The sequence below is a fragment of the Clostridium sp. DFI.5.61 genome (assembly GCF_024462915.1).
GTDB classification, from domain to species: domain Bacteria; phylum Bacillota; class Clostridia; order Oscillospirales; family Oscillospiraceae; genus Lawsonibacter; species Lawsonibacter asaccharolyticus.
In genome coordinates, this window is sequence record NZ_JANGBZ010000001.1 from 163,105 (window position 1) to 178,552 (window position 15,448).

Consider the following 15,448-nt stretch of genomic DNA (forward strand, 5'->3'; position numbering starts at 1 on the left):
GAGGTCCCCTAATGAATGTACTCTCCAACCTGTAAAAAATAGGCGAAGCCCGGGAGAGGCAGGCTATGCAAGAAATGCGAAGAGGAGCTGATGCCGTTTTGAAGAACAGAATCACAGTGCGCCATGGGATGCTCAGGGATCTAAAGGCATACCTGATGCAGAGCGGTTGGATACTGGAACAGCTGGTAGGGCAGTATGAGGTGCTGCGGGCACGGCGGAAGGGCTATCCCCGGCCCCTCATCATATATGACCGGACATCTGGAGGCTGTGGGTACAGCATTGATGAGAGAGACATGAAGGTCTACCAGGGCTGGCAAAGAAGCCGCCGGCGCCGGGGCCTTGACCCTAATTGGCCGAGCAGTGAAGAGGAACTTGAAGAGCGAAGCGCAATCTGGAGAGGGGAGCGGATAGAGTGAGCGATCTGCGAATCGAGAGGGGTGACATCTTCTATGTCGGCTTGACCCCGTTCGTTACGGGCCGGGAGCAGTTGGCTGGGCGGCCTGGCATCATCGTATCGAACGACCAGAACAACCTTCATAGCGAGACAGTGGAGGTTGTGTACTGTACCACTCGGTATAAGCCGAATCTGCCGACCCATACAACTGTTTTGAGCACGCCATATGAGAGCACGGTTCTCTGTGAGCAGGTGACCACTGTGGACATCAGCCGCCTCGGGAACTATATCGGGCGCTGCACAGAAAAGGAAATGCGTGAAATCGACCGCTGCATCCGGGTATCTCTCGGTCTTCAGGAGGATAAAACCGTGAAGTCGAATCCGGCCTACGTTCCTCCGATGGGAAACACGCAGAAGGAAAGCGAAGAAATGATAGCTCTTCGGGTGAAGAGGGATACATATCGAAAAATGTATGAAATGGTCGTGGAAAAGCTCGCAGATATGGCAATAATTGCGGGGGGCGTTAAAAATGGAGAATGAGTACGACATCTACCGTCCGTTTGATGCGGAGAAACACAAAGCCAAGTACAGCAACTACCTAGAGGTGCTGATTCTGGAGGACGGGACCGTCGTATATGCCATCCCGTCACATCAGGAGAAAGCCATCGCTTTAGCCTGCGAGAAGCACGGATTATCCCGGGATGAGCTCGTGGCGATGTGCCCGAGAGAATATTACCTTGACTATATGGTCTGGCTCCTGAAGATGTCTGGCGCTATTGCGGTGTGGACCAGCGGGTGTGAGGCTCCGGCGGTAACAGAGAGGCAGATCATCGCTCTGAAAAAGCTCAAGATTATGGGCCTATACAAAGGCTCGATTCCGAAGATTGCAGGAGACGACGGAGAAGAATAAACGAATGGGCATTGTCGAGGAAATTGTTGATTTTATTTCCGTTTCGGTGTATGATACAGAAAATGCAGCATCGAACGGAGGTGTATCAATGACATCAAAGGAAGCGATCATCGCCGGATTGAAGGCGACGGGGACCACGCAGGCCGAAGCGGCCACCAGGCTCGGCTGGTCGGCGCAGCAACTGAGCGGCCGGCTTATACGGAACTCCATGAGGGCTGATGAATTCCTCGACTTTATGGACGCCATCGGGATCGACGTGACCTTTACCGTGAGAGAGAGCGGTGAGGCCCTGAAGACCCATATCGCCGGTGCGGGCCGCCGCGTCCGTGCCATGGTGGATAAGGTGAAGTACGACACTGAGGCCGCCAGCGCCCTTGCGAACAACTTCTATGCCGACGGTGTGAACGAATACACCGACGGGAAGGCTATGGAGCTGTATGTAGACGATGAAGGCCGTTACTTCTTCGCCGAATACACGAATTGGGAAGGCGTGAAGGATCGGATCACGCCGGTATCCGCCAGGGATGCGGCCGTCTTCATCGACAAGTATGGAACCGATCTACACCGTGGCCCGAAGGCTGCCGAAGAAAGCGACCAGAACCGAATATGATCTGCTGAACTCCCTCTTGGCTACGGTCGAGAGGGAGATTTGCTTTTTCTATAAGCTCTACATTCTGCACAAAAATGGGAAGCCCGCCTCTACAAAATGTTCCCACGGGCATTTTAGAAACTCCAGATATACTTATACCACCGGACGGAAAACCCGCCAAAACTGATTCTAAGGGCTTCTATGAGCATAATCATCTAAATCGTTTATAAGTAAAAAAATTTCTAAAAATACTGAAAATTATCTTGACTTTACCAAACGGTAATGTATAGTTAAGTTACGGTAAATCAATACCGGTCGGGAGGTAGCCGGAGCAACAGTTCTGGAAAGCCCCCCCGGCCATAAGAAAAGGAGTAACAGATATGGTAACGAAGGAACAGGAGCGGAAGGCCCTGGAGCAGATCAAGAAGATCGTGGACAGCCTTGGAGCTGACAGCTATATCGCCACCGCCTTTGACGGGTGCTTCGAGGATGCCCGGGAGAACATTGAGAACGACTTCGCCCTCTGCATGAAAGATCGATACGAGACCGAGAGAAAAAGAGCCAAAGACCTCCAGGAAGAGGTCGATAGGCTGAAGGCCGATCTCCGGAAGGAAAAGGAATGCGGTGAGGAACTTGGTAAGGCAATCAAGAAGACCCAGGAGCAGGAGAACGCGACCATTCAGATGATTGAATCTGAGCGAGATGCGCTCAAATGTCAGGTGGCCGACCTACTGGATAGGGAGAGCGAACTGGTCAGTCTAAGAGATGATGCTGAGTGTAGGGCCGAGGTAGCTGAGGCCGAGATAATTCGGCTCAAGGCAAAGCTGTATGACTTGATAGTCGGGAAGGAGGGGTGACCATGAGCGTCATCATCCCGAAGGATGGGCTTCCCAACCGGGAAGCCCTCCAGGAGTTCCTGAAGCAGCACGAGTACAGCTCCACATCGGCTTATAAGGCAGAACAGGCCGGGAAGAAGTTGGTGTATCTCTTCTACGACCAGGAAGCCTATGGCGACAGAACCTACTACTACTGCGAGGAAGATGATACGGTCTACTCGAACTATTTCAGCATTGGAGATTAAGGAGGCATGAAAGATGTTTGAGGGTAGCATGAAGAGTTTCGGCTGGGGATATGTCGGCTCCAACGTGAAAGGCTTTGAGTGGCTGTTCACACCGGATGCCGGAGATCCGGCCTATCTGGAGGACCCGGCCACCGGAAAGCCATATTCATGCTGCTGCTGTCGGAGTGGCGATGTCTTCAAGAGTGAAGCGTCAGCTATTCGGGACGGGAAAAGCTGGATGAAGCAGGCTGGGCGTTTGGGCACTATCTCCGCCGTGAAGCCTACGCCCAGACACTTTGAGTATTGAGGAGGTAGTGCACACATGAAAATCCTCGCGGCCTGTCCTGCGTGTGGGGAAACAGAGTGGAAAGAGTTGCCGGATTGCCACTTCAAATGCCTTAGCTGCGGATGTGAGTGCTATACAGAGGAACAGGAACTGAAAACTGATAGTGATGCCCATGAGGAGGAGCGGTGATGAAGGCCCTGAAAAATAGGGTACTGGAGAATTCCAGATGCACCGGATTCGGGGCGTTTTTGAAGGATTTTGAACGGCTCGAAACGGCAGACTCAATGTGCGGCCTCTGCCAGATACGGGCCGAAGTCTGGTTGGAAAAGCTGGGGGAGCTTTCCGATGACGAGCTTTCCGCATACATCGAACGGTATCAGGCCGGGTGGCTCGACCCGTTTGTGGGGTACGGCATATGAAGTGCCCGAAGTGCCGGCACTTCTACCGACGGATGGTTGACCAGAACGGGCACGGATACAATCCGTTTCCGTGTTGCCGGCTCTTTGAAGATACCGGCAGACGGCCGAATGTGTTGACCCAGGAGTGTTTTGAAAAGAAAAGGAAGGATGAAGTCAGAAATGTTAAAGGTTGAAAGGGCGATTGCCTTTACATTGCCGGACGGCTCCTATATCAAAGTCGAGACGACCGGAACTGGTAGAGAAGGGGCTGAGGCAGGGCCGGATGACTGGAGCGCACTTGATGTAACGCTGGTCAGGAAGGACGAAAGCGAATCGCTTTTGTGCAGCGTTGAGTACGATGACCCGAAGGGCCTGAGAACCCTCGTTTACCGTGATGACAGTGAAAAGCCTATTTTTACCCATGTGAATGGGTATGACGGGGAGCTTCCCTACTATGAGGAAGAGTATGAGCCGACATTTGAACGGGCGTTAGAACCGGAGGAGGATGGCGATGCAGATAGTGAGCAGTTTTGATGATAAGGGCGCCACAATTGAATGTATTGCCCTGTCAGATGAGGAAAAAGCGGCGGTTGAGAAAGCCAAGGAAATCGTTGCCCGAAGATACACCGAGGCAGGTGCCGAATATGGAGAGGAGCAGGAACGGTGGATGTATTGGTGTTTCATGGGCGCCCTTCGGATTGGAGGCGTCAGTGAACTTATGCGATATGTCCGGGAGGCTAAAATCTGCGGAAGGAAGAAAATGGCCGGAGCAGGTTACGCAGAAGTAGTGGAAATGGAGGATTTGGGATGAGCAAGCAAAAGCCTGTGGCAGTCCTATCAGAAGACGGGAAATGGCTCACCGTAGTAGGCCCGCAATTTGGTGTGAGCCACACCTTCGAGTTGGTGGATCGTGTTCCGCTCGGATATTCGATCTGGAACATCGGGGAGAACATGGCAGACGGATACCTTCCGCTGTGTAGACTGGCGGCGGTGCAGCCATTTCCGGGTGGAAGAAGCATCGAGGTAGACACCCTGAAAGCTATCAAGTGTGAAGGCGCCCAGGAAATTTTGGCCGCTGCCGGATGGGGACCCGAGACGCTGGATGAGATGGAGCGGTACATCAAGAAGAATGAAAAGAAGCCAAACAGGCAGCTTGAAGTAGAGCGGATGAAGACTGCCCTTCCGTTCATGCGGAAGCTGAAATGGTATTGAGGGGGTGCCAAAAATGAACTGGAGCAAAAAGGAGCCGGCGGACTGGCGGTACGACATCCAGCAGCGGACGCTGGACGAGATCGCTTCCAGGCTGGGGGTGGTCGCATACCGACCGGACTACCACCGGAAGGATCGGGACAAGAACACGGTGCTGTTCTATCTTCCAGATGATGCCGAGCATAACCGCAAGGTGGATCGGGAGCCTACCCACTACACCAGATCCGAAGCGCATGACCTTATGAAGTATGGTAAAGTCAATATCCCGGACCGATACATCTGGAGAGATCCGTTCTGGAGCTTCGAGAACAGCGATGTGAACGGTATGCTGGATTACAGTTTTGCTAACTACGGTAAGCTGGATCTACGAACGAACCGGTGGGTGGATGTACTGGAGGGCCATGTGCGCCTCGCTCTCGCCAAAAAGCTCCAGTACCTCCATATAGCCGGCAGCGGCGGCTACCTGGCACTGAGAGAAGCCGATGCGGTCAACGACGACCTAAACCGGGAAGAGATCGCCGCCATGAGGCAGATCTACGGAATTGTATATCTGGTGGACGTGAACTACTATGGAGAAAAGAGAGCGCGAATTCTAGCTGGCGAGGAAAGCATCTTTGAGGAGGTCACGGATGGGCCGGTCTACAACTTCGCTGGTACTTTCTGTGTCCCGAAAAAGGACCCGGAGCTTGAGTGGATGATCCTGGCCTGGAACGGAGATGATAGGCTCCCAAAGAAAGGCGCCGATGTAAATAAGATGCAGAATCGGGTGGCTGCCATTGGCGGTATCAACCTGGTCTGGTACTAAGGAGGCGGAGAAGAGATGGATAGCATCAGAACTGTGGTGTTCATGGCCGACCAGAGAGGTGTTGGAGAAGACCTGTACCGCTGTAAGGAAACCGGGAAAGTATATATCCGGCAGGAGTGCGACGAGGAATATGTGCGCTGGCTCACCTCCAACAAATGGATCGGCGGCTACGAGGCCAGTTGCCCTATGCGGGAGGGCCTGGAGCTCCATATCGTAGGCAAGGATGGCTCTCCGCTGTTCCGGGAATCCATCGTCAAAGCCCCGGGATACTCTGACACCGTAGCGGAAAAGATTGCCCCGTTCAGTTGGGAGGCCATCGGGGCTATGGCTGGCGAACAGGCTATGAAGCTCCGCCTGCGCGATTACTATGGGTGGAAGGAATGGCTGCTGAAATCCGCTGATGAAGTCGGGTTCACTGGTGAGAACGACACTTGGCTCTACGCCAAGGTGGAACGGGGCCCCGTCGAGAAGGTCGCCAAGTTGAGCTTCTTGGGGAAAACCGTGTGGCTCGCCTGTCAGACCGAGAGGCACACCGACTGTGGGAAACGGTGGATCAGTTACGAGATTCGGTCGGAAGACCTGATGGCGGTGGAGGCCATGTGCGGTTTCGACTTCTGAAATCAACAAAATTAAATATTTTCAACAAATTTCGCTGAATCTATTGACTTAGGCGGTAGGTATTGTATCGTAAAGTTACACCAAAATTACCACTTGGAATTAGAATGTGAGGTTTCGGAAATGGACGTTTTGAAAACTGGAGACAGATTTACCGCAAAGTCGAAGCTGGGAGATGAATACGAATATGAGTTCGTTGGCATTGACCTGTTGGACGCTGGGGTCGGTTCCGGCGGAACCGGTTGCCACTACATCGTCCTGCGGAATATCACCGCCGGGACAATGACCTGCGTGGAGCGGGCTTGGTTCTACGAGGAGCTGACCGGAAGAAAGATTGGGAGATTGGAGAGGTGAAGATGGAGCGTGAATGGAAACTTGGCGAGGACCTGTATCCGGAGGACAACATTCTCGACGGGATTACCTTCGATGACCTGATTCTGGCCGTACACCAGTGCAGAGTCGTGAACCGGGCAACAGTCCATGCGGAATTGAATCAGATCTTGTCCCAGAAACGGCAGGACATGATGTTCCTGCTGGAGAAGAACATGGAAGTAATCATCCAGAAGGCTCTGGAGGGGAGGCAGCAGGAGTGAATTTCGACCAGTTCTGCAAAGACTTTGACAAGCGCCATCCAAGAGGAGAAGTAATCGGCCGGATTCCCTTCTTCAAAGCTGAATGGAACGACGAGCGGAAATCCACAAATGACCTGTTGCGGAGTTTTCTTCAGGAGCACGGGTACGATTACCTCAACACCTTCGATGGAACCGTATGGTTCCTGTTCCAGGGGCGATGGAGATGCTGCCAGCATGAGGTAAACGGCAATACAGTCCAGTTCTATCTCTGCGAGTTCATCGACAACTGAGGGTGTGCAAGATGAAGGACATTGCAAACGAGTTCAGGAACTACCAGGCGTTTGTGCTCCACTATCAGCCGGTAGTGATCCTGAAGGTTGGCCGGGATGATTATGCCGCCTATTACGGCGGGACGGAGCCAGAGAACCAGGTCCAGAGAGGGACCAGGGAGTATATTGAGGGATGGCTGTATGGAGCAGTACAGGTGGCTCGTGGGCAGGTCAGAAAGAAGGAGGGGCCGAGATGATAGGTCAAATTTCCATCTTCGACTTGCTTCCGGAACAGGGAATACCAGCTGAATGCCTGTGCAACTACATCACAGAGCGCAGAGTTGCTACGCCAGTGAGCAGCGAAGCAAAGAGGCTCATCCCCGACGGGAAGTACCAAATCATGGTCGATAACCACGTTCTTGTCCTCAGACCGACAAAGCTGGACAGGGAGGGCGTCCCGAAGGGGCTTGAGTTCTGCCACTATTTTATCGAAGGGCCGGTCTACTCTGGTATTTTTATTGGGACTTGATAGGCAACAGAGAAATAAGGAAGGTGATAGGCAATGAAGATACTCGTCGAGCATGAGGTCCCGTGCGAAAAGGGGATGGAAGGGGAGTGCCTTTACCCCGGAGATTTCTGGGGAAAGGATGTTTGCAAGTACCACACCCACCGAGATCGAACCCACGGAAAGAAAGCTCCGGTGGAGCGGCGGGTTCCGAAATGCACCCTATTTGATGAATGGCTCCCTGGGGAGTATCAGAAATGCGAAAAATGTTTGGAAGCGGCAAGATGTAGACACACCCACGCGCCGATTCTGAGCGCGGAGGAGATGGAGATGAAGAGATTGGAGGCATTATATGACAAAGATGTGTGATTATGACGAGGCATTTACCCGCCTAGAAATGTATGAGGAAACAGGACGATGCCTTAATTGTAAGGTAAATCCAAACTGCCCCATGCACATCAGAGCCGTTGAAAAAGAGTATGGAGTTAAAGTGGAGAGAAGGAGGCGCTAAAAGATGGACCGGAACAATGAAACTATTCGGCTGGCAAAGAAAGCTGCTGATGCATGGAGGACCACTGACACATATCATCAAGCGGCTCAAATCATTGATATGCTGATCTCTGCATTGGAGGGAGATACTACCCTCACCCCGCCGAACGAGCCGCTGACGCTGGAGGAACTGCGAGAGATGGAGCAGTCAACCCCCGTCTGGTGGGATTATATTCCGTGTTGGGTATTGGTACGTAGAGGGTCAGTTTTGGTGTTTGGAAGCGAGCCACATAAAGTGGAAAACCTTTTTGGGTACTTTTACCGCCGCCCGCCGGAGGGAGAAGAGGACACATGAAAACATGCCATAACTGTGCTTGTGATCCTGTATGTGACCACAATTGGAATGGGTGGGAGACGTGTGGGAACTGGATACAGAAACCGGAGAAACCGCCGACCAACGCCGACCGCATCCGGGCCATGAGTGACGAGGAGATGGGAACAGAACTGCTACCTCTGTTTGAAGAACTATGCGAGGACGGGATACCGAGCACGGATTATATGCGCTTCTGGCTCCAGCAGCCAGCAGAGGAGGACACCTGATGGACATTGAGAAACTTAAGCGTTGCCTAAAATGTTGTGCCGATGATAACTCAAAGGCGTGTAATAAATGCGAATTAGAATATGGCGAAGAAGAATGCCAAAACCTTTGTGGATATGCCGCCACCGCCCTCTCCGCGCTCCAGATTGAAAATCAGGCACTTAGAAATGCGGCCAGCGGGTTCAAGGCCGAAAACGAGAGGTTGCGGGAAATGTATCAGAAAGAAAAGGCGGTTTGCCATGCTACGCAGGCCGAGCTGGAGCAGGTGAATCGGGAGAATGAGACCCTAAAAGATGCATTACAAAATTGGCACGAGGAGGACTGACATGGAACGGCTGACAAAAAAGCGAGACAGACAAAATGTTATCCCTTTGAAACAGAACGGGGAAACCAAATGGGTAATCTGCTCTGCCGGGATGGGTGATGCGCCCACAGAATACCTCTACGGGGAACATGCTGACCGCCTCGCCGCCTACGAAGACACGGGACTGGAGCCGGAGGAAATCGAACAACTCAAGGGTGAGGTTTTCGGATTGAAAGTGGACAAGCAAGAGCTGGAGCAATATCGTGCTCTCAGCGCCATTGACCACCTCCGCGAACTGGGCCGGGCCGCACTACGGAGGGGGCAGGATGAAAAAGGAGGAAGCTCAGAATGATATTTTACGCTGGTGTGAATTTCTTCCTGGCGGCAATAAATGTTTATTTCGGTCTAAAAGGGAATGGGAATACTGCCATTAACTGGTCAGCAGCTGTTTTTATTTTTGGAGTCGGCCTTATTCAAATTGCACTTTATTTGAAGGAGCATTAAGGGGTATTGATATGAAGACATATATCGAGAGGGCGGCCGTGCTGAAAGTCCTGGAGGAATATTACCCTGGAGTAGATGAGCGACTACATATTGTCAAGGATATTACGTCTATCCCCGCCGACGAGGTTGCGGAGGTGCGGCACGGAAGATGGGTTTTTGAACCTGGAAAAATCCCGTATTGTTCGGAGTGCGAAGAGTACAGCGACGATGGAGACAAGGGCGCTACTTTCTGCCCGTGGTGCGGCGTTCGCATGGACAAGGAGGACGAGCATGACTAAGTGCTGCGCCAACTGCACATGGTACGAGGACTTCCAGGGCGTGTGCTGTAACGGAGATTCCCCACACCGCGCCGACTTCATAGAACCGGATCAGCGGTGCAGGGAGTGGGAGAGGAAGGAGAACGATCATGAAGTTTCGGAGTAAGACGGGGGAAGTGCTTAGATACCGGGATATTATTCCTGTACTTTGCAAAAGCGGGTGTGATAACTGTCCGATAATAGCGGACGTTCTCAAACACGATAACCAGTCATGTCAGGCGTGGATACTCAATCATCCCCACGAAGCCGCCCACCTGATGGGCTACGAGGTGGTGGAGGAAATGCGAGATCCGCAATTAAATGAGGGAGAAATGGATAAAGAAATGGAGAAAAACCATTTTTCTACCATTAAGGAGGAGGCCAACATGGATAAACCAAGAATTGCGCGGGTGCTGGGGGTTGAGGTGGGAGAAGACGTTAAATATCGGCACACGGACGGATCGGAAGAAAATCTTTGCGTTTGTGAAGATGGTCGGGTCATAATTTCTTCTCTTTCGTGCAAAATTACAGCCACTTCCGTTCTCATAAATGCCATCAACCACCCCGACCGCATCATCCGTAAGCCCCGCTGGACGGAGCAGGAGGTGGAGAGGGCGAAGGCTATCAAATTGATTTATCCAGCCGCCTACCGACTGGAAGAGGCTGATCCGCTTATTCGTGTTTGGGATAAAGAAGGAAAACTTTTAGCCCATGTAGATGTGAATTTGTTCTTATCTTTTCAACCCGGCCAGTTCTACACCCTTGACGAGATCATCGGAGGTAAGGGTGATGGAGCATGAAAGAGAAAACCCGCAAGAAGAAACCTGATTGCTATGAGGCATATCGCCCGGGTATCTGCCTCGGGAAAATGACCATAAAGGGAACCCCAGGGTGTCACTGCCTCAAGTGCAGATGGTTTGAAGATAACGCCAAAAAGAAATAGAAGGGAGGCGGTGTAAATGGCGAGGGGCAGACAGCAGAAATGGATCTGCAAGGACTGCAAGAGCGATTTCAGTGTCCAGGGGAAAACGCCGAAGTTCTGCTGTGCCTGCGGCTCCAAGAACATCGGCAGGGCACCGAGCTTTGAATTGCTCTCAAATTTTGAAGAGAAACAGAAGGCTCTCGACGATGTCTGCCGGGAGCTAAACCCCGTTTTCGCCAAGTATATTGCCCTGAAAGAGCAGTACGACAGGATAATGAACTACTGGAAGCAGCAGCGAAAGCGTGGGTATATATCGCTGGAGGAGTATCGGGAGCTGGCAGAGGCTTTCGACGGTGCAAAGCCGGAATCACCCGAATCCAGCGGTTCCAGCGGATCGTAGCAATACTTACTCCTCTCCGGCAATTTCCAGCGGTTTTAGGAGGGCATTATGGACGAAGAGAAAATAGCCAGAGAGATTGAAGATTGTGATGGCTGCCCGCTTTATGGGAACGACTGCCCGGGAGGGTGGACTGGTGGCCCGAACGGCCCCATTGAGCCGCCGTGCTGCTCCTGGAATGGAGACGAGGAGATTTCCGAAGGTATGTACTCAAATATCACCTATTTACCGCAGGAGCTTAAATGGAGGCAAGAGGCGCATGAGCAGAAAGAAGCGGAAAAGAGGGCAGCCAAACACAAAGAAGAAATTGAGAATCTGGAATTGAGGGTTTGGAACTTGACCGGGGATAGATACCGACATATTGAACGCAAATATGCCGGAGAGCTGTCCGATAGATGGCGATGCCCATATTGCCATGGGTGGACACGAGTAACGTGGGCGTCCGGCCGAGCTGGGATTGATGAAGCGTGGTGCGGCAGATGTGGCAGGAGAATGGTTTACTGCCAGGAACTTGAAGATGAACTAGAAGGGCAGGACAATAGATGATAATTAAGAAAACAATCACGAAAACCTACGATATTTACGATTGCGTAAAATGGGGCATGACCGTAAGAGATACCATCTCGGCACGAGAGCGGAAAGGACTTAAAAATAGCGGGCTGGACAGATGCTTTGTTTGTGGAAAGAAATTTGATGATGACTATTTCCCAAACTTGGCACTAATCAAAGGGGCGAAAAATCAGTTTATTTGTGATGACTGCGCCGAAGCAGTACAAAAAGAGGGAGAGCAAATATGAAGATTGAGAGAGAAGACGATTTCGGAGGCGCTGTTCTGAACTGCGCCGTTCGGTACGCCCTTGGCCGTATGTCCTATATGCCCGGCCTAGTCATGGACGTGATCCGGCCCATGCTGAAAAATTGCAGCGACAAGACCCTGTGGTGCTTCGACCGGGACATCTCGGAATGGCTTGAAAGGGAAAAACATGGGCTTGCTGACTACGGCGAGGAATGGGTCAGGTTCCAGGATGATGTTCGAGCGGTAATGGATGGGAGGAAGACAAGCGAAGAAAAGGCGGGCACCTGCTTGCGCGATAAGGTGAGCCGGCTCATTGACGCATACATCAAGCTCGGTTTGGAGAATTGCCATAACGACGCCGACATCATTGATGCCCTGGCGGAGATCTTCACCTACGAAGAGCTGAAGGACTTTGGCGCCGGAGATTTCGTCCGGGACTACTTCGAGGATGGAGATGAGTGACCGCAAGGATTACCTTGATTTCAACGGGCCTGGGATCGGCAGCCTTGAAATTTGCTTTGGAGGCCCGAGAACGGCCACGCTGAGATTCGCCCCAGAGTTACCCCAGGAAAGCCGCTCAGAGGCCGCACAAGAGCCCAGTACGATAGACCATCCCACAACACCAGGAGAGACGGAAACCCGTTCCTCCAGGCGGCCATGCGATTTAAGAAAGGCTTGCGAAAGCGAGGACAACTGATATAATGAAACTCAGGTGATGATATCTTCAAAGCTGGAGACGAAGATTAGAAGAGGGGAGCAGTCATGACGGGGAAGGGGAGCACCAGAGATTTCGCAGAACTGTCCAAGGCAAGTGCAAGGCATTTGCGGGCGGGATTGATGGTCGAATATATGCGGGATCTCCGGCAAATGTCCGAGATCCTGAATCTGGAGGGCCGTCATGCCGATGAACTGAAGGTCCTCCTCCTAGAGTTCTATGTCATGCTGAATTGCGGAGAAGCGATTCCGGCTATTGACCGGGAGCTTGTATCTTCCATCCGAAAAGCGGCGGTAGCGGTAGGCGCATCGAAGTATGATGTGGAAGAACTGCTACTCACGATGATCCACGATGACACAACTCCTCGCAGAAGCTTCACCACCAGGGACAGCCTATATGTTCTGGAGCTTTGCATGAGCGAAGAGTGGGACAGAGCAGAGTCGATTGCAGTCAGATTCAGAAAGGTGTTATACCTTTGACGATATGGAAAAAAGTTGTAAAATATGGTGGCGGGAAGCACAAGGGCTGATGCCCAGATGCCCACACGGGACCGTAAAGCTCCCCACCCTTCATTGCCTGATTTATGAGGCCTTTTACTCCGGTGGTTGGGTGTCTATAACATCTAACCGAAAGGACGAAAAGGCAATGAACAAACATCTTGATAAGGCGATTTTCGGCATCGGGAAGGTTGACGCCCTGATGCACTCCATCGAACAGCTCTACCTCGACTTCGAGGTTATGCCGGAGGAACAAGAGAGGCTGAACAGGGGGACATATGCGTTCTACGTCCTCTGGGACGAAATCCGTGAGGTGGCCGACGAACTGGATCTGCTTTCTGGAGACTGCCGGGTCGTCGATGCCATCTATGCTGCCAACGATATGAAGAAGCGGTGTGGCACCTTGAAAACCGAAGAGTGAGACTGCCGGGCCGGGGGGTTCCCCGGCCCATTTTTTCTGCCTAGAGTGAAATCACTATTGACAAACCCTATTTAATAGGGTAAGATAAGTATGAAGAACAAGACAGGAGGAACTAAAATGCCTGAACTTTGCCGGTTCTACAACATCATCATCAAAATGATTTACAGCGACAACGGACAACACAACAAGCCGCATTTCCACGTGTACTTTGCCGAATACGAAGCATCCGTAGGCGTAGACGGAGAACTGCTGGCAGGTAGCTTGCCGGTAAAACAGCTGAAGCTAGTCCAAGCATGGGCGGCTATCCATGAGGATGAGCTTTACAAGGCTTGGAACAATGCGGTCAGAAACATCCCGTTTGGGAAGATTGAGCCGCTAAGATAAGGAGGAGAAGAAATGTATATCAAAGATGGTATTGCATATGCCGGGGAAACCACTCCCGCCATCCGTGTGTGCGGCGTCAGGCCGATTGATGGGCATAAACTCTGGGTGCGTTTCAACACAGGCGAGGCGAAGATCTTCGATTTTTCGCCCCTGTTTTCTTTCCCAGCGTTTGCCCCTCTGACCGACAGAGCGGTATTCGACGGGGTTTATATCGACTATGGTGTGACCGTATGGAACGATGGTGATATTGACATCGACCCTGCTGAACTTTACAGCAAGGGTGTTCCTGCATGACCCAAGGATATCTGAAGAGGAGAGCAACATGAAGCGATTTGACACAGCCCCGCTCCAAGAGTACAGTGCAGAAGAAATCAAGGGAATACGCAACCGACTGAATATGACCCAGGCGGTATTCGCTCTGTTCATGGGCGTATCGAAAAAGACTGTAGAGGCATGGGAGTCTGGACAGAACATCCCAAACGGGCCTTCGCTCAGGTTGCTATGGATGGCGGAGCAGGACCCGGGTTTCCCGGAGCGGTATGGGATCGTCAAGGTTGAAAGCATGACTAGTTGAGAGGAGGGGGATTTTCTGCCCCTCCTATTTTTTACTTGCAAATTACCGATCGGTAATATAAAATAGCATTATGGAAATATGAAATGAAACGGGCCTTTCCGAATAGAGTGTAATGGGTGGTGATTCAGGTGGCAGAGAAGAAAATCAAGACGGTGTCGTTCGTCCACATCGGCGACAAGCTGGTGAGCACCGACGAGCTGAACGCCGAGCAGAAGTCTCAGGTCGCCACCTGGCTCAAGACCACATATCTGAATAATCTGTTCCAGGGGAAAGCCAAGTTCTATGAAAAGCAGGCTTATGTCTGAACATTGAATAGGTAATGCCGCAGTCAACATCTGACTGCGGCATTATTTTTTATAGGCTATTGTTGTCTGGTCCTCCGTACTGACTGATAATAAAAGCGGCGAGTTTGGGATTAGGCGTGGCGATCTTTACCGGGAACTGGAGCTTTTTTTCATAAATAAACATGTCACTTCACCTCATTCTGCTGGTAGTTCCAGGGCCATGGGTCCTGGAGCCAACGGTAGGTGTCCTCCGTGGCCGCCGTGCTTTTCATCAGCGGCCCGAACCGCTTTTCATAGGCCGCCTTGGCGGACTTTTCCATGGCAGCATACTGCTGGAACAGCTGGAATGCCTCCATGTCATCCGGATGGGTATCCAGATAGATGCCCAGCTCGAGCACCACGAACTCCAGTGCCTGGAGCTCTACCAGCGGATTGGAGGGAAGGGTGCTGCCTTCCACTTTCAGATGGAAGGGCAGATTCAGACCGGGAAACAGCGTACCGTTACTCAGGGCATCCCCCTGAGAATATTTTTGAGACCCATTCTGCTGAAAGGGGACATAGGGGACAGCCAGCCCGGCACAAGAGGGGAGTGTGCCGAAATAGTCCGGGCAGCTGGCCGATCCGGCCGCGCTGCAAGTTTCTTTGTTCAATGCAG

General features: G+C 51.9%; 38 protein-coding genes and 1 pseudogene. 37 read left to right on the forward strand and 2 right to left on the reverse strand.

The genetic code is table 11. The features are described from left to right. Positions 1-98: 98 nt before the first annotated feature. The 37 genes from NE584_RS01115 (at position 99) to NE584_RS01295 (ending at position 14,814) form a co-directional block, all read left to right on the forward strand. Complete coding sequence (locus NE584_RS01115; RefSeq protein ID WP_256181422.1) at positions 99-416, forward strand: hypothetical protein; 318 nt, start codon at positions 99-101, stop codon at positions 414-416. Continuing rightward, positions 413-934, forward strand: coding sequence for a type II toxin-antitoxin system PemK/MazF family toxin (locus NE584_RS01120; RefSeq protein ID WP_256181423.1), 522 nt, complete (start codon positions 413-415; stop codon positions 932-934). The genes NE584_RS01115 and NE584_RS01120 overlap by 4 nt, the downstream gene beginning before the upstream one ends. Then, positions 924-1,304 carry a hypothetical protein gene (locus NE584_RS01125; RefSeq protein ID WP_256181424.1) on the forward strand — a complete coding sequence of 127 codons (381 nt, stop codon included), beginning with the start codon at positions 924-926 and terminating at the stop codon, positions 1,302-1,304. The genes NE584_RS01120 and NE584_RS01125 overlap by 11 nt, the downstream gene beginning before the upstream one ends. Positions 1,305-1,308: 4 nt before the next feature. Then, the gene (locus NE584_RS01130) at positions 1,309-1,914 is read left to right on the forward strand and encodes a helix-turn-helix domain-containing protein (RefSeq protein WP_256181425.1); all 606 of its coding nucleotides are present in this window, start codon (positions 1,309-1,311) and stop codon (positions 1,912-1,914) included. A gap of 359 nt (positions 1,915-2,273) precedes the next feature. Further along, on the forward strand, positions 2,274-2,750 hold the full coding sequence (locus NE584_RS01135; RefSeq protein ID WP_256181426.1) for a hypothetical protein: 477 nt from the start codon (positions 2,274-2,276) through the stop codon (positions 2,748-2,750). A 2-nt stretch (positions 2,751-2,752) separates the two neighbouring features. Then, complete coding sequence (locus NE584_RS01140; RefSeq protein WP_256181427.1) at positions 2,753-2,974, forward strand: hypothetical protein; 222 nt, start codon at positions 2,753-2,755, stop codon at positions 2,972-2,974. A 13-nt stretch (positions 2,975-2,987) separates the two neighbouring features. Further along, on the forward strand, positions 2,988-3,260 hold the full coding sequence (locus tag NE584_RS01145) for a hypothetical protein (RefSeq protein ID WP_256181428.1): 273 nt from the start codon (positions 2,988-2,990) through the stop codon (positions 3,258-3,260). A 167-nt stretch (positions 3,261-3,427) separates the two neighbouring features. After that, a complete protein-coding gene (locus NE584_RS01150; protein WP_256181429.1) occupies positions 3,428-3,658 on the forward strand; it encodes a hypothetical protein in 231 nt (76 codons plus the stop codon). A 159-nt stretch (positions 3,659-3,817) separates the two neighbouring features. Beyond that, positions 3,818-4,171, forward strand: coding sequence for a hypothetical protein (locus NE584_RS01155; protein WP_256181430.1), 354 nt, complete (start codon positions 3,818-3,820; stop codon positions 4,169-4,171). Further along, the gene (locus NE584_RS01160) at positions 4,149-4,448 is read left to right on the forward strand and encodes a hypothetical protein (protein ID WP_256181431.1); all 300 of its coding nucleotides are present in this window, start codon (positions 4,149-4,151) and stop codon (positions 4,446-4,448) included. The genes NE584_RS01155 and NE584_RS01160 overlap by 23 nt, the downstream gene beginning before the upstream one ends. After that, positions 4,445-4,849 (forward strand): hypothetical protein, encoded by a 405-nt coding sequence (locus NE584_RS01165; protein ID WP_256181432.1) that lies wholly within the window; start codon positions 4,445-4,447, stop codon positions 4,847-4,849. Before NE584_RS01160 ends, NE584_RS01165 begins: the two co-directional genes overlap by 4 nt. Before the next feature lie 13 nt (positions 4,850-4,862). Next, positions 4,863-5,651: a hypothetical protein gene (locus tag NE584_RS01170; RefSeq protein ID WP_256181433.1), complete on the forward strand. Its 789-nt coding sequence runs from the start codon at positions 4,863-4,865 to the stop codon at positions 5,649-5,651. Between the two features lie 15 nt (positions 5,652-5,666). Continuing rightward, positions 5,667-6,269: a hypothetical protein gene (locus tag NE584_RS01175; protein ID WP_256181434.1), complete on the forward strand. Its 603-nt coding sequence runs from the start codon at positions 5,667-5,669 to the stop codon at positions 6,267-6,269. Between the two features lie 120 nt (positions 6,270-6,389). Continuing rightward, the gene (locus NE584_RS01180; RefSeq protein WP_256181435.1) at positions 6,390-6,620 is read left to right on the forward strand and encodes a hypothetical protein; all 231 of its coding nucleotides are present in this window, start codon (positions 6,390-6,392) and stop codon (positions 6,618-6,620) included. Between the two features lie 2 nt (positions 6,621-6,622). Continuing rightward, a complete protein-coding gene (locus tag NE584_RS01185) occupies positions 6,623-6,859 on the forward strand; it encodes a hypothetical protein (RefSeq protein ID WP_256181436.1) in 237 nt (78 codons plus the stop codon). Continuing rightward, positions 6,856-7,128 carry a hypothetical protein gene (locus tag NE584_RS01190; RefSeq protein ID WP_256181437.1) on the forward strand — a complete coding sequence of 91 codons (273 nt, stop codon included), beginning with the start codon at positions 6,856-6,858 and terminating at the stop codon, positions 7,126-7,128. Before NE584_RS01185 ends, NE584_RS01190 begins: the two co-directional genes overlap by 4 nt. Positions 7,129-7,139: 11 nt before the next feature. Next, positions 7,140-7,364 carry a hypothetical protein gene (locus tag NE584_RS01195; protein WP_256181438.1) on the forward strand — a complete coding sequence of 75 codons (225 nt, stop codon included), beginning with the start codon at positions 7,140-7,142 and terminating at the stop codon, positions 7,362-7,364. Further along, a complete protein-coding gene (locus NE584_RS01200; protein WP_256181439.1) occupies positions 7,361-7,636 on the forward strand; it encodes a hypothetical protein in 276 nt (91 codons plus the stop codon). The genes NE584_RS01195 and NE584_RS01200 overlap by 4 nt, the downstream gene beginning before the upstream one ends. Before the next feature lie 328 nt (positions 7,637-7,964). Further along, complete coding sequence (locus NE584_RS01205) at positions 7,965-8,123, forward strand: hypothetical protein (protein ID WP_256181441.1); 159 nt, start codon at positions 7,965-7,967, stop codon at positions 8,121-8,123. A 3-nt stretch (positions 8,124-8,126) separates the two neighbouring features. Continuing rightward, positions 8,127-8,456, forward strand: a complete 330-nt coding sequence (locus tag NE584_RS01210) for a hypothetical protein (RefSeq protein WP_256181443.1) — start codon at positions 8,127-8,129, stop codon at positions 8,454-8,456. Then, complete coding sequence (locus NE584_RS01215) at positions 8,453-8,701, forward strand: hypothetical protein (protein WP_256181445.1); 249 nt, start codon at positions 8,453-8,455, stop codon at positions 8,699-8,701. Before NE584_RS01210 ends, NE584_RS01215 begins: the two co-directional genes overlap by 4 nt. Further along, positions 8,701-9,024: a hypothetical protein gene (locus NE584_RS01220; RefSeq protein ID WP_256181446.1), complete on the forward strand. Its 324-nt coding sequence runs from the start codon at positions 8,701-8,703 to the stop codon at positions 9,022-9,024. Before NE584_RS01215 ends, NE584_RS01220 begins: the two co-directional genes overlap by 1 nt. Position 9,025: 1 nt before the next feature. Then, entirely contained in the window at positions 9,026-9,355 is a 330-nt protein-coding gene (locus NE584_RS01225) for a hypothetical protein (protein ID WP_256181448.1), read from the forward strand. Beyond that, a complete protein-coding gene (locus tag NE584_RS01230; protein WP_256181449.1) occupies positions 9,352-9,507 on the forward strand; it encodes a hypothetical protein in 156 nt (51 codons plus the stop codon). Before NE584_RS01225 ends, NE584_RS01230 begins: the two co-directional genes overlap by 4 nt. 11 nt (positions 9,508-9,518) lie before the next feature. Next, the gene (locus NE584_RS01235; protein WP_256181451.1) at positions 9,519-9,785 is read left to right on the forward strand and encodes a hypothetical protein; all 267 of its coding nucleotides are present in this window, start codon (positions 9,519-9,521) and stop codon (positions 9,783-9,785) included. Then, positions 9,778-9,930 (forward strand): hypothetical protein, encoded by a 153-nt coding sequence (locus NE584_RS01240; protein ID WP_256181453.1) that lies wholly within the window; start codon positions 9,778-9,780, stop codon positions 9,928-9,930. Before NE584_RS01235 ends, NE584_RS01240 begins: the two co-directional genes overlap by 8 nt. Next, on the forward strand, positions 9,914-10,603 hold the full coding sequence (locus tag NE584_RS01245) for a hypothetical protein (RefSeq protein WP_256181454.1): 690 nt from the start codon (positions 9,914-9,916) through the stop codon (positions 10,601-10,603). The genes NE584_RS01240 and NE584_RS01245 overlap by 17 nt, the downstream gene beginning before the upstream one ends. 159 nt (positions 10,604-10,762) lie before the next feature. Then, positions 10,763-11,125, forward strand: a complete 363-nt coding sequence (locus NE584_RS01250) for a hypothetical protein (RefSeq protein WP_256181456.1) — start codon at positions 10,763-10,765, stop codon at positions 11,123-11,125. Positions 11,126-11,173: 48 nt separating this feature from the next. Further along, the gene (locus tag NE584_RS01255) at positions 11,174-11,668 is read left to right on the forward strand and encodes a hypothetical protein (RefSeq protein ID WP_256181457.1); all 495 of its coding nucleotides are present in this window, start codon (positions 11,174-11,176) and stop codon (positions 11,666-11,668) included. Beyond that, on the forward strand, positions 11,665-11,919 hold the full coding sequence (locus NE584_RS01260; RefSeq protein ID WP_256181459.1) for a hypothetical protein: 255 nt from the start codon (positions 11,665-11,667) through the stop codon (positions 11,917-11,919). The genes NE584_RS01255 and NE584_RS01260 overlap by 4 nt, the downstream gene beginning before the upstream one ends. Continuing rightward, positions 11,916-12,380 carry a hypothetical protein gene (locus tag NE584_RS01265; RefSeq protein ID WP_256181461.1) on the forward strand — a complete coding sequence of 155 codons (465 nt, stop codon included), beginning with the start codon at positions 11,916-11,918 and terminating at the stop codon, positions 12,378-12,380. The genes NE584_RS01260 and NE584_RS01265 overlap by 4 nt, the downstream gene beginning before the upstream one ends. 405 nt (positions 12,381-12,785) lie before the next feature. Further along, positions 12,786-13,112, forward strand: coding sequence for a hypothetical protein (locus tag NE584_RS01270; RefSeq protein WP_256181462.1), 327 nt, complete (start codon positions 12,786-12,788; stop codon positions 13,110-13,112). A gap of 166 nt (positions 13,113-13,278) precedes the next feature. Then, positions 13,279-13,551, forward strand: a complete 273-nt coding sequence (locus tag NE584_RS01275) for a hypothetical protein (protein WP_256181463.1) — start codon at positions 13,279-13,281, stop codon at positions 13,549-13,551. A 117-nt stretch (positions 13,552-13,668) separates the two neighbouring features. Then, a complete protein-coding gene (locus NE584_RS01280; protein ID WP_256181464.1) occupies positions 13,669-13,935 on the forward strand; it encodes a DUF4160 domain-containing protein in 267 nt (88 codons plus the stop codon). Between the two features lie 12 nt (positions 13,936-13,947). Then, positions 13,948-14,229: a DUF2442 domain-containing protein gene (locus NE584_RS01285; protein WP_256181466.1), complete on the forward strand. Its 282-nt coding sequence runs from the start codon at positions 13,948-13,950 to the stop codon at positions 14,227-14,229. A gap of 28 nt (positions 14,230-14,257) precedes the next feature. After that, entirely contained in the window at positions 14,258-14,509 is a 252-nt protein-coding gene (locus NE584_RS01290; protein ID WP_256181468.1) for a DNA-binding transcriptional regulator, read from the forward strand. A 128-nt stretch (positions 14,510-14,637) separates the two neighbouring features. Next, positions 14,638-14,814: a hypothetical protein gene (locus NE584_RS01295; protein WP_256181470.1), complete on the forward strand. Its 177-nt coding sequence runs from the start codon at positions 14,638-14,640 to the stop codon at positions 14,812-14,814. A gap of 64 nt (positions 14,815-14,878) precedes the next feature. Here NE584_RS01295 and NE584_RS01300 read toward each other — a convergent pair. Both NE584_RS01300 and NE584_RS01305 read right to left on the reverse strand, forming a co-directional pair. Beyond that, positions 14,879-14,977, reverse strand: a pseudogene (locus tag NE584_RS01300) (manganese catalase family protein); the annotation flags it as partial. A 1-nt stretch (position 14,978) separates the two neighbouring features. Then, on the reverse strand, positions 14,979-15,443 hold the full coding sequence (locus NE584_RS01305) for a spore coat protein CotJB (RefSeq protein WP_050624796.1): 465 nt from the start codon (positions 15,441-15,443) through the stop codon (positions 14,979-14,981). Positions 15,444-15,448 lie beyond the last annotated feature (5 nt).

Bases quoted from the DNA above. Each gene is read 5' to 3' on its own strand.
- NE584_RS01125 (WP_256181424.1), top strand. From the start codon at position 924: ATGGAGAATGAGTACGACATCTACCGTCCGTTTGATGCGGAGAAACAC.
- NE584_RS01130 (WP_256181425.1), top strand. From the start codon at position 1,309: ATGGGCATTGTCGAGGAAATTGTTGATTTTATTTCCGTTTCGGTGTAT.
- NE584_RS01135 (WP_256181426.1), top strand. From the start codon at position 2,274: ATGGTAACGAAGGAACAGGAGCGGAAGGCCCTGGAGCAGATCAAGAAG.
- NE584_RS01140 (WP_256181427.1), top strand. From the start codon at position 2,753: ATGAGCGTCATCATCCCGAAGGATGGGCTTCCCAACCGGGAAGCCCTC.
- NE584_RS01145 (WP_256181428.1), top strand. From the start codon at position 2,988: ATGTTTGAGGGTAGCATGAAGAGTTTCGGCTGGGGATATGTCGGCTCC.
- NE584_RS01150 (WP_256181429.1), top strand. From the start codon at position 3,428: ATGAAGGCCCTGAAAAATAGGGTACTGGAGAATTCCAGATGCACCGGA.
- NE584_RS01155 (WP_256181430.1), top strand. From the start codon at position 3,818: ATGTTAAAGGTTGAAAGGGCGATTGCCTTTACATTGCCGGACGGCTCC.
- NE584_RS01160 (WP_256181431.1), top strand. From the start codon at position 4,149: ATGCAGATAGTGAGCAGTTTTGATGATAAGGGCGCCACAATTGAATGT.
- NE584_RS01165 (WP_256181432.1), top strand. From the start codon at position 4,445: ATGAGCAAGCAAAAGCCTGTGGCAGTCCTATCAGAAGACGGGAAATGG.
- NE584_RS01170 (WP_256181433.1), top strand. From the start codon at position 4,863: ATGAACTGGAGCAAAAAGGAGCCGGCGGACTGGCGGTACGACATCCAG.
- NE584_RS01175 (WP_256181434.1), top strand. From the start codon at position 5,667: ATGGATAGCATCAGAACTGTGGTGTTCATGGCCGACCAGAGAGGTGTT.
- NE584_RS01180 (WP_256181435.1), top strand. From the start codon at position 6,390: ATGGACGTTTTGAAAACTGGAGACAGATTTACCGCAAAGTCGAAGCTG.
- NE584_RS01185 (WP_256181436.1), top strand. From the start codon at position 6,623: ATGGAGCGTGAATGGAAACTTGGCGAGGACCTGTATCCGGAGGACAAC.
- NE584_RS01195 (WP_256181438.1), top strand. From the start codon at position 7,140: ATGAAGGACATTGCAAACGAGTTCAGGAACTACCAGGCGTTTGTGCTC.
- NE584_RS01200 (WP_256181439.1), top strand. From the start codon at position 7,361: ATGATAGGTCAAATTTCCATCTTCGACTTGCTTCCGGAACAGGGAATA.
- NE584_RS01205 (WP_256181441.1), top strand. From the start codon at position 7,965: ATGACAAAGATGTGTGATTATGACGAGGCATTTACCCGCCTAGAAATG.
- NE584_RS01210 (WP_256181443.1), top strand. From the start codon at position 8,127: ATGGACCGGAACAATGAAACTATTCGGCTGGCAAAGAAAGCTGCTGAT.
- NE584_RS01215 (WP_256181445.1), top strand. From the start codon at position 8,453: ATGAAAACATGCCATAACTGTGCTTGTGATCCTGTATGTGACCACAAT.
- NE584_RS01220 (WP_256181446.1), top strand. From the start codon at position 8,701: ATGGACATTGAGAAACTTAAGCGTTGCCTAAAATGTTGTGCCGATGAT.
- NE584_RS01225 (WP_256181448.1), top strand. From the start codon at position 9,026: ATGGAACGGCTGACAAAAAAGCGAGACAGACAAAATGTTATCCCTTTG.
- NE584_RS01230 (WP_256181449.1), top strand. From the start codon at position 9,352: ATGATATTTTACGCTGGTGTGAATTTCTTCCTGGCGGCAATAAATGTT.
- NE584_RS01235 (WP_256181451.1), top strand. From the start codon at position 9,519: ATGAAGACATATATCGAGAGGGCGGCCGTGCTGAAAGTCCTGGAGGAA.
- NE584_RS01240 (WP_256181453.1), top strand. From the start codon at position 9,778: ATGACTAAGTGCTGCGCCAACTGCACATGGTACGAGGACTTCCAGGGC.
- NE584_RS01245 (WP_256181454.1), top strand. From the start codon at position 9,914: ATGAAGTTTCGGAGTAAGACGGGGGAAGTGCTTAGATACCGGGATATT.
- NE584_RS01250 (WP_256181456.1), top strand. From the start codon at position 10,763: ATGGCGAGGGGCAGACAGCAGAAATGGATCTGCAAGGACTGCAAGAGC.
- NE584_RS01255 (WP_256181457.1), top strand. From the start codon at position 11,174: ATGGACGAAGAGAAAATAGCCAGAGAGATTGAAGATTGTGATGGCTGC.
- NE584_RS01260 (WP_256181459.1), top strand. From the start codon at position 11,665: ATGATAATTAAGAAAACAATCACGAAAACCTACGATATTTACGATTGC.
- NE584_RS01265 (WP_256181461.1), top strand. From the start codon at position 11,916: ATGAAGATTGAGAGAGAAGACGATTTCGGAGGCGCTGTTCTGAACTGC.
- NE584_RS01270 (WP_256181462.1), top strand. From the start codon at position 12,786: ATGTCCGAGATCCTGAATCTGGAGGGCCGTCATGCCGATGAACTGAAG.
- NE584_RS01275 (WP_256181463.1), top strand. From the start codon at position 13,279: ATGAACAAACATCTTGATAAGGCGATTTTCGGCATCGGGAAGGTTGAC.
- NE584_RS01280 (WP_256181464.1), top strand. From the start codon at position 13,669: ATGCCTGAACTTTGCCGGTTCTACAACATCATCATCAAAATGATTTAC.
- NE584_RS01285 (WP_256181466.1), top strand. From the start codon at position 13,948: ATGTATATCAAAGATGGTATTGCATATGCCGGGGAAACCACTCCCGCC.
- NE584_RS01290 (WP_256181468.1), top strand. From the start codon at position 14,258: ATGAAGCGATTTGACACAGCCCCGCTCCAAGAGTACAGTGCAGAAGAA.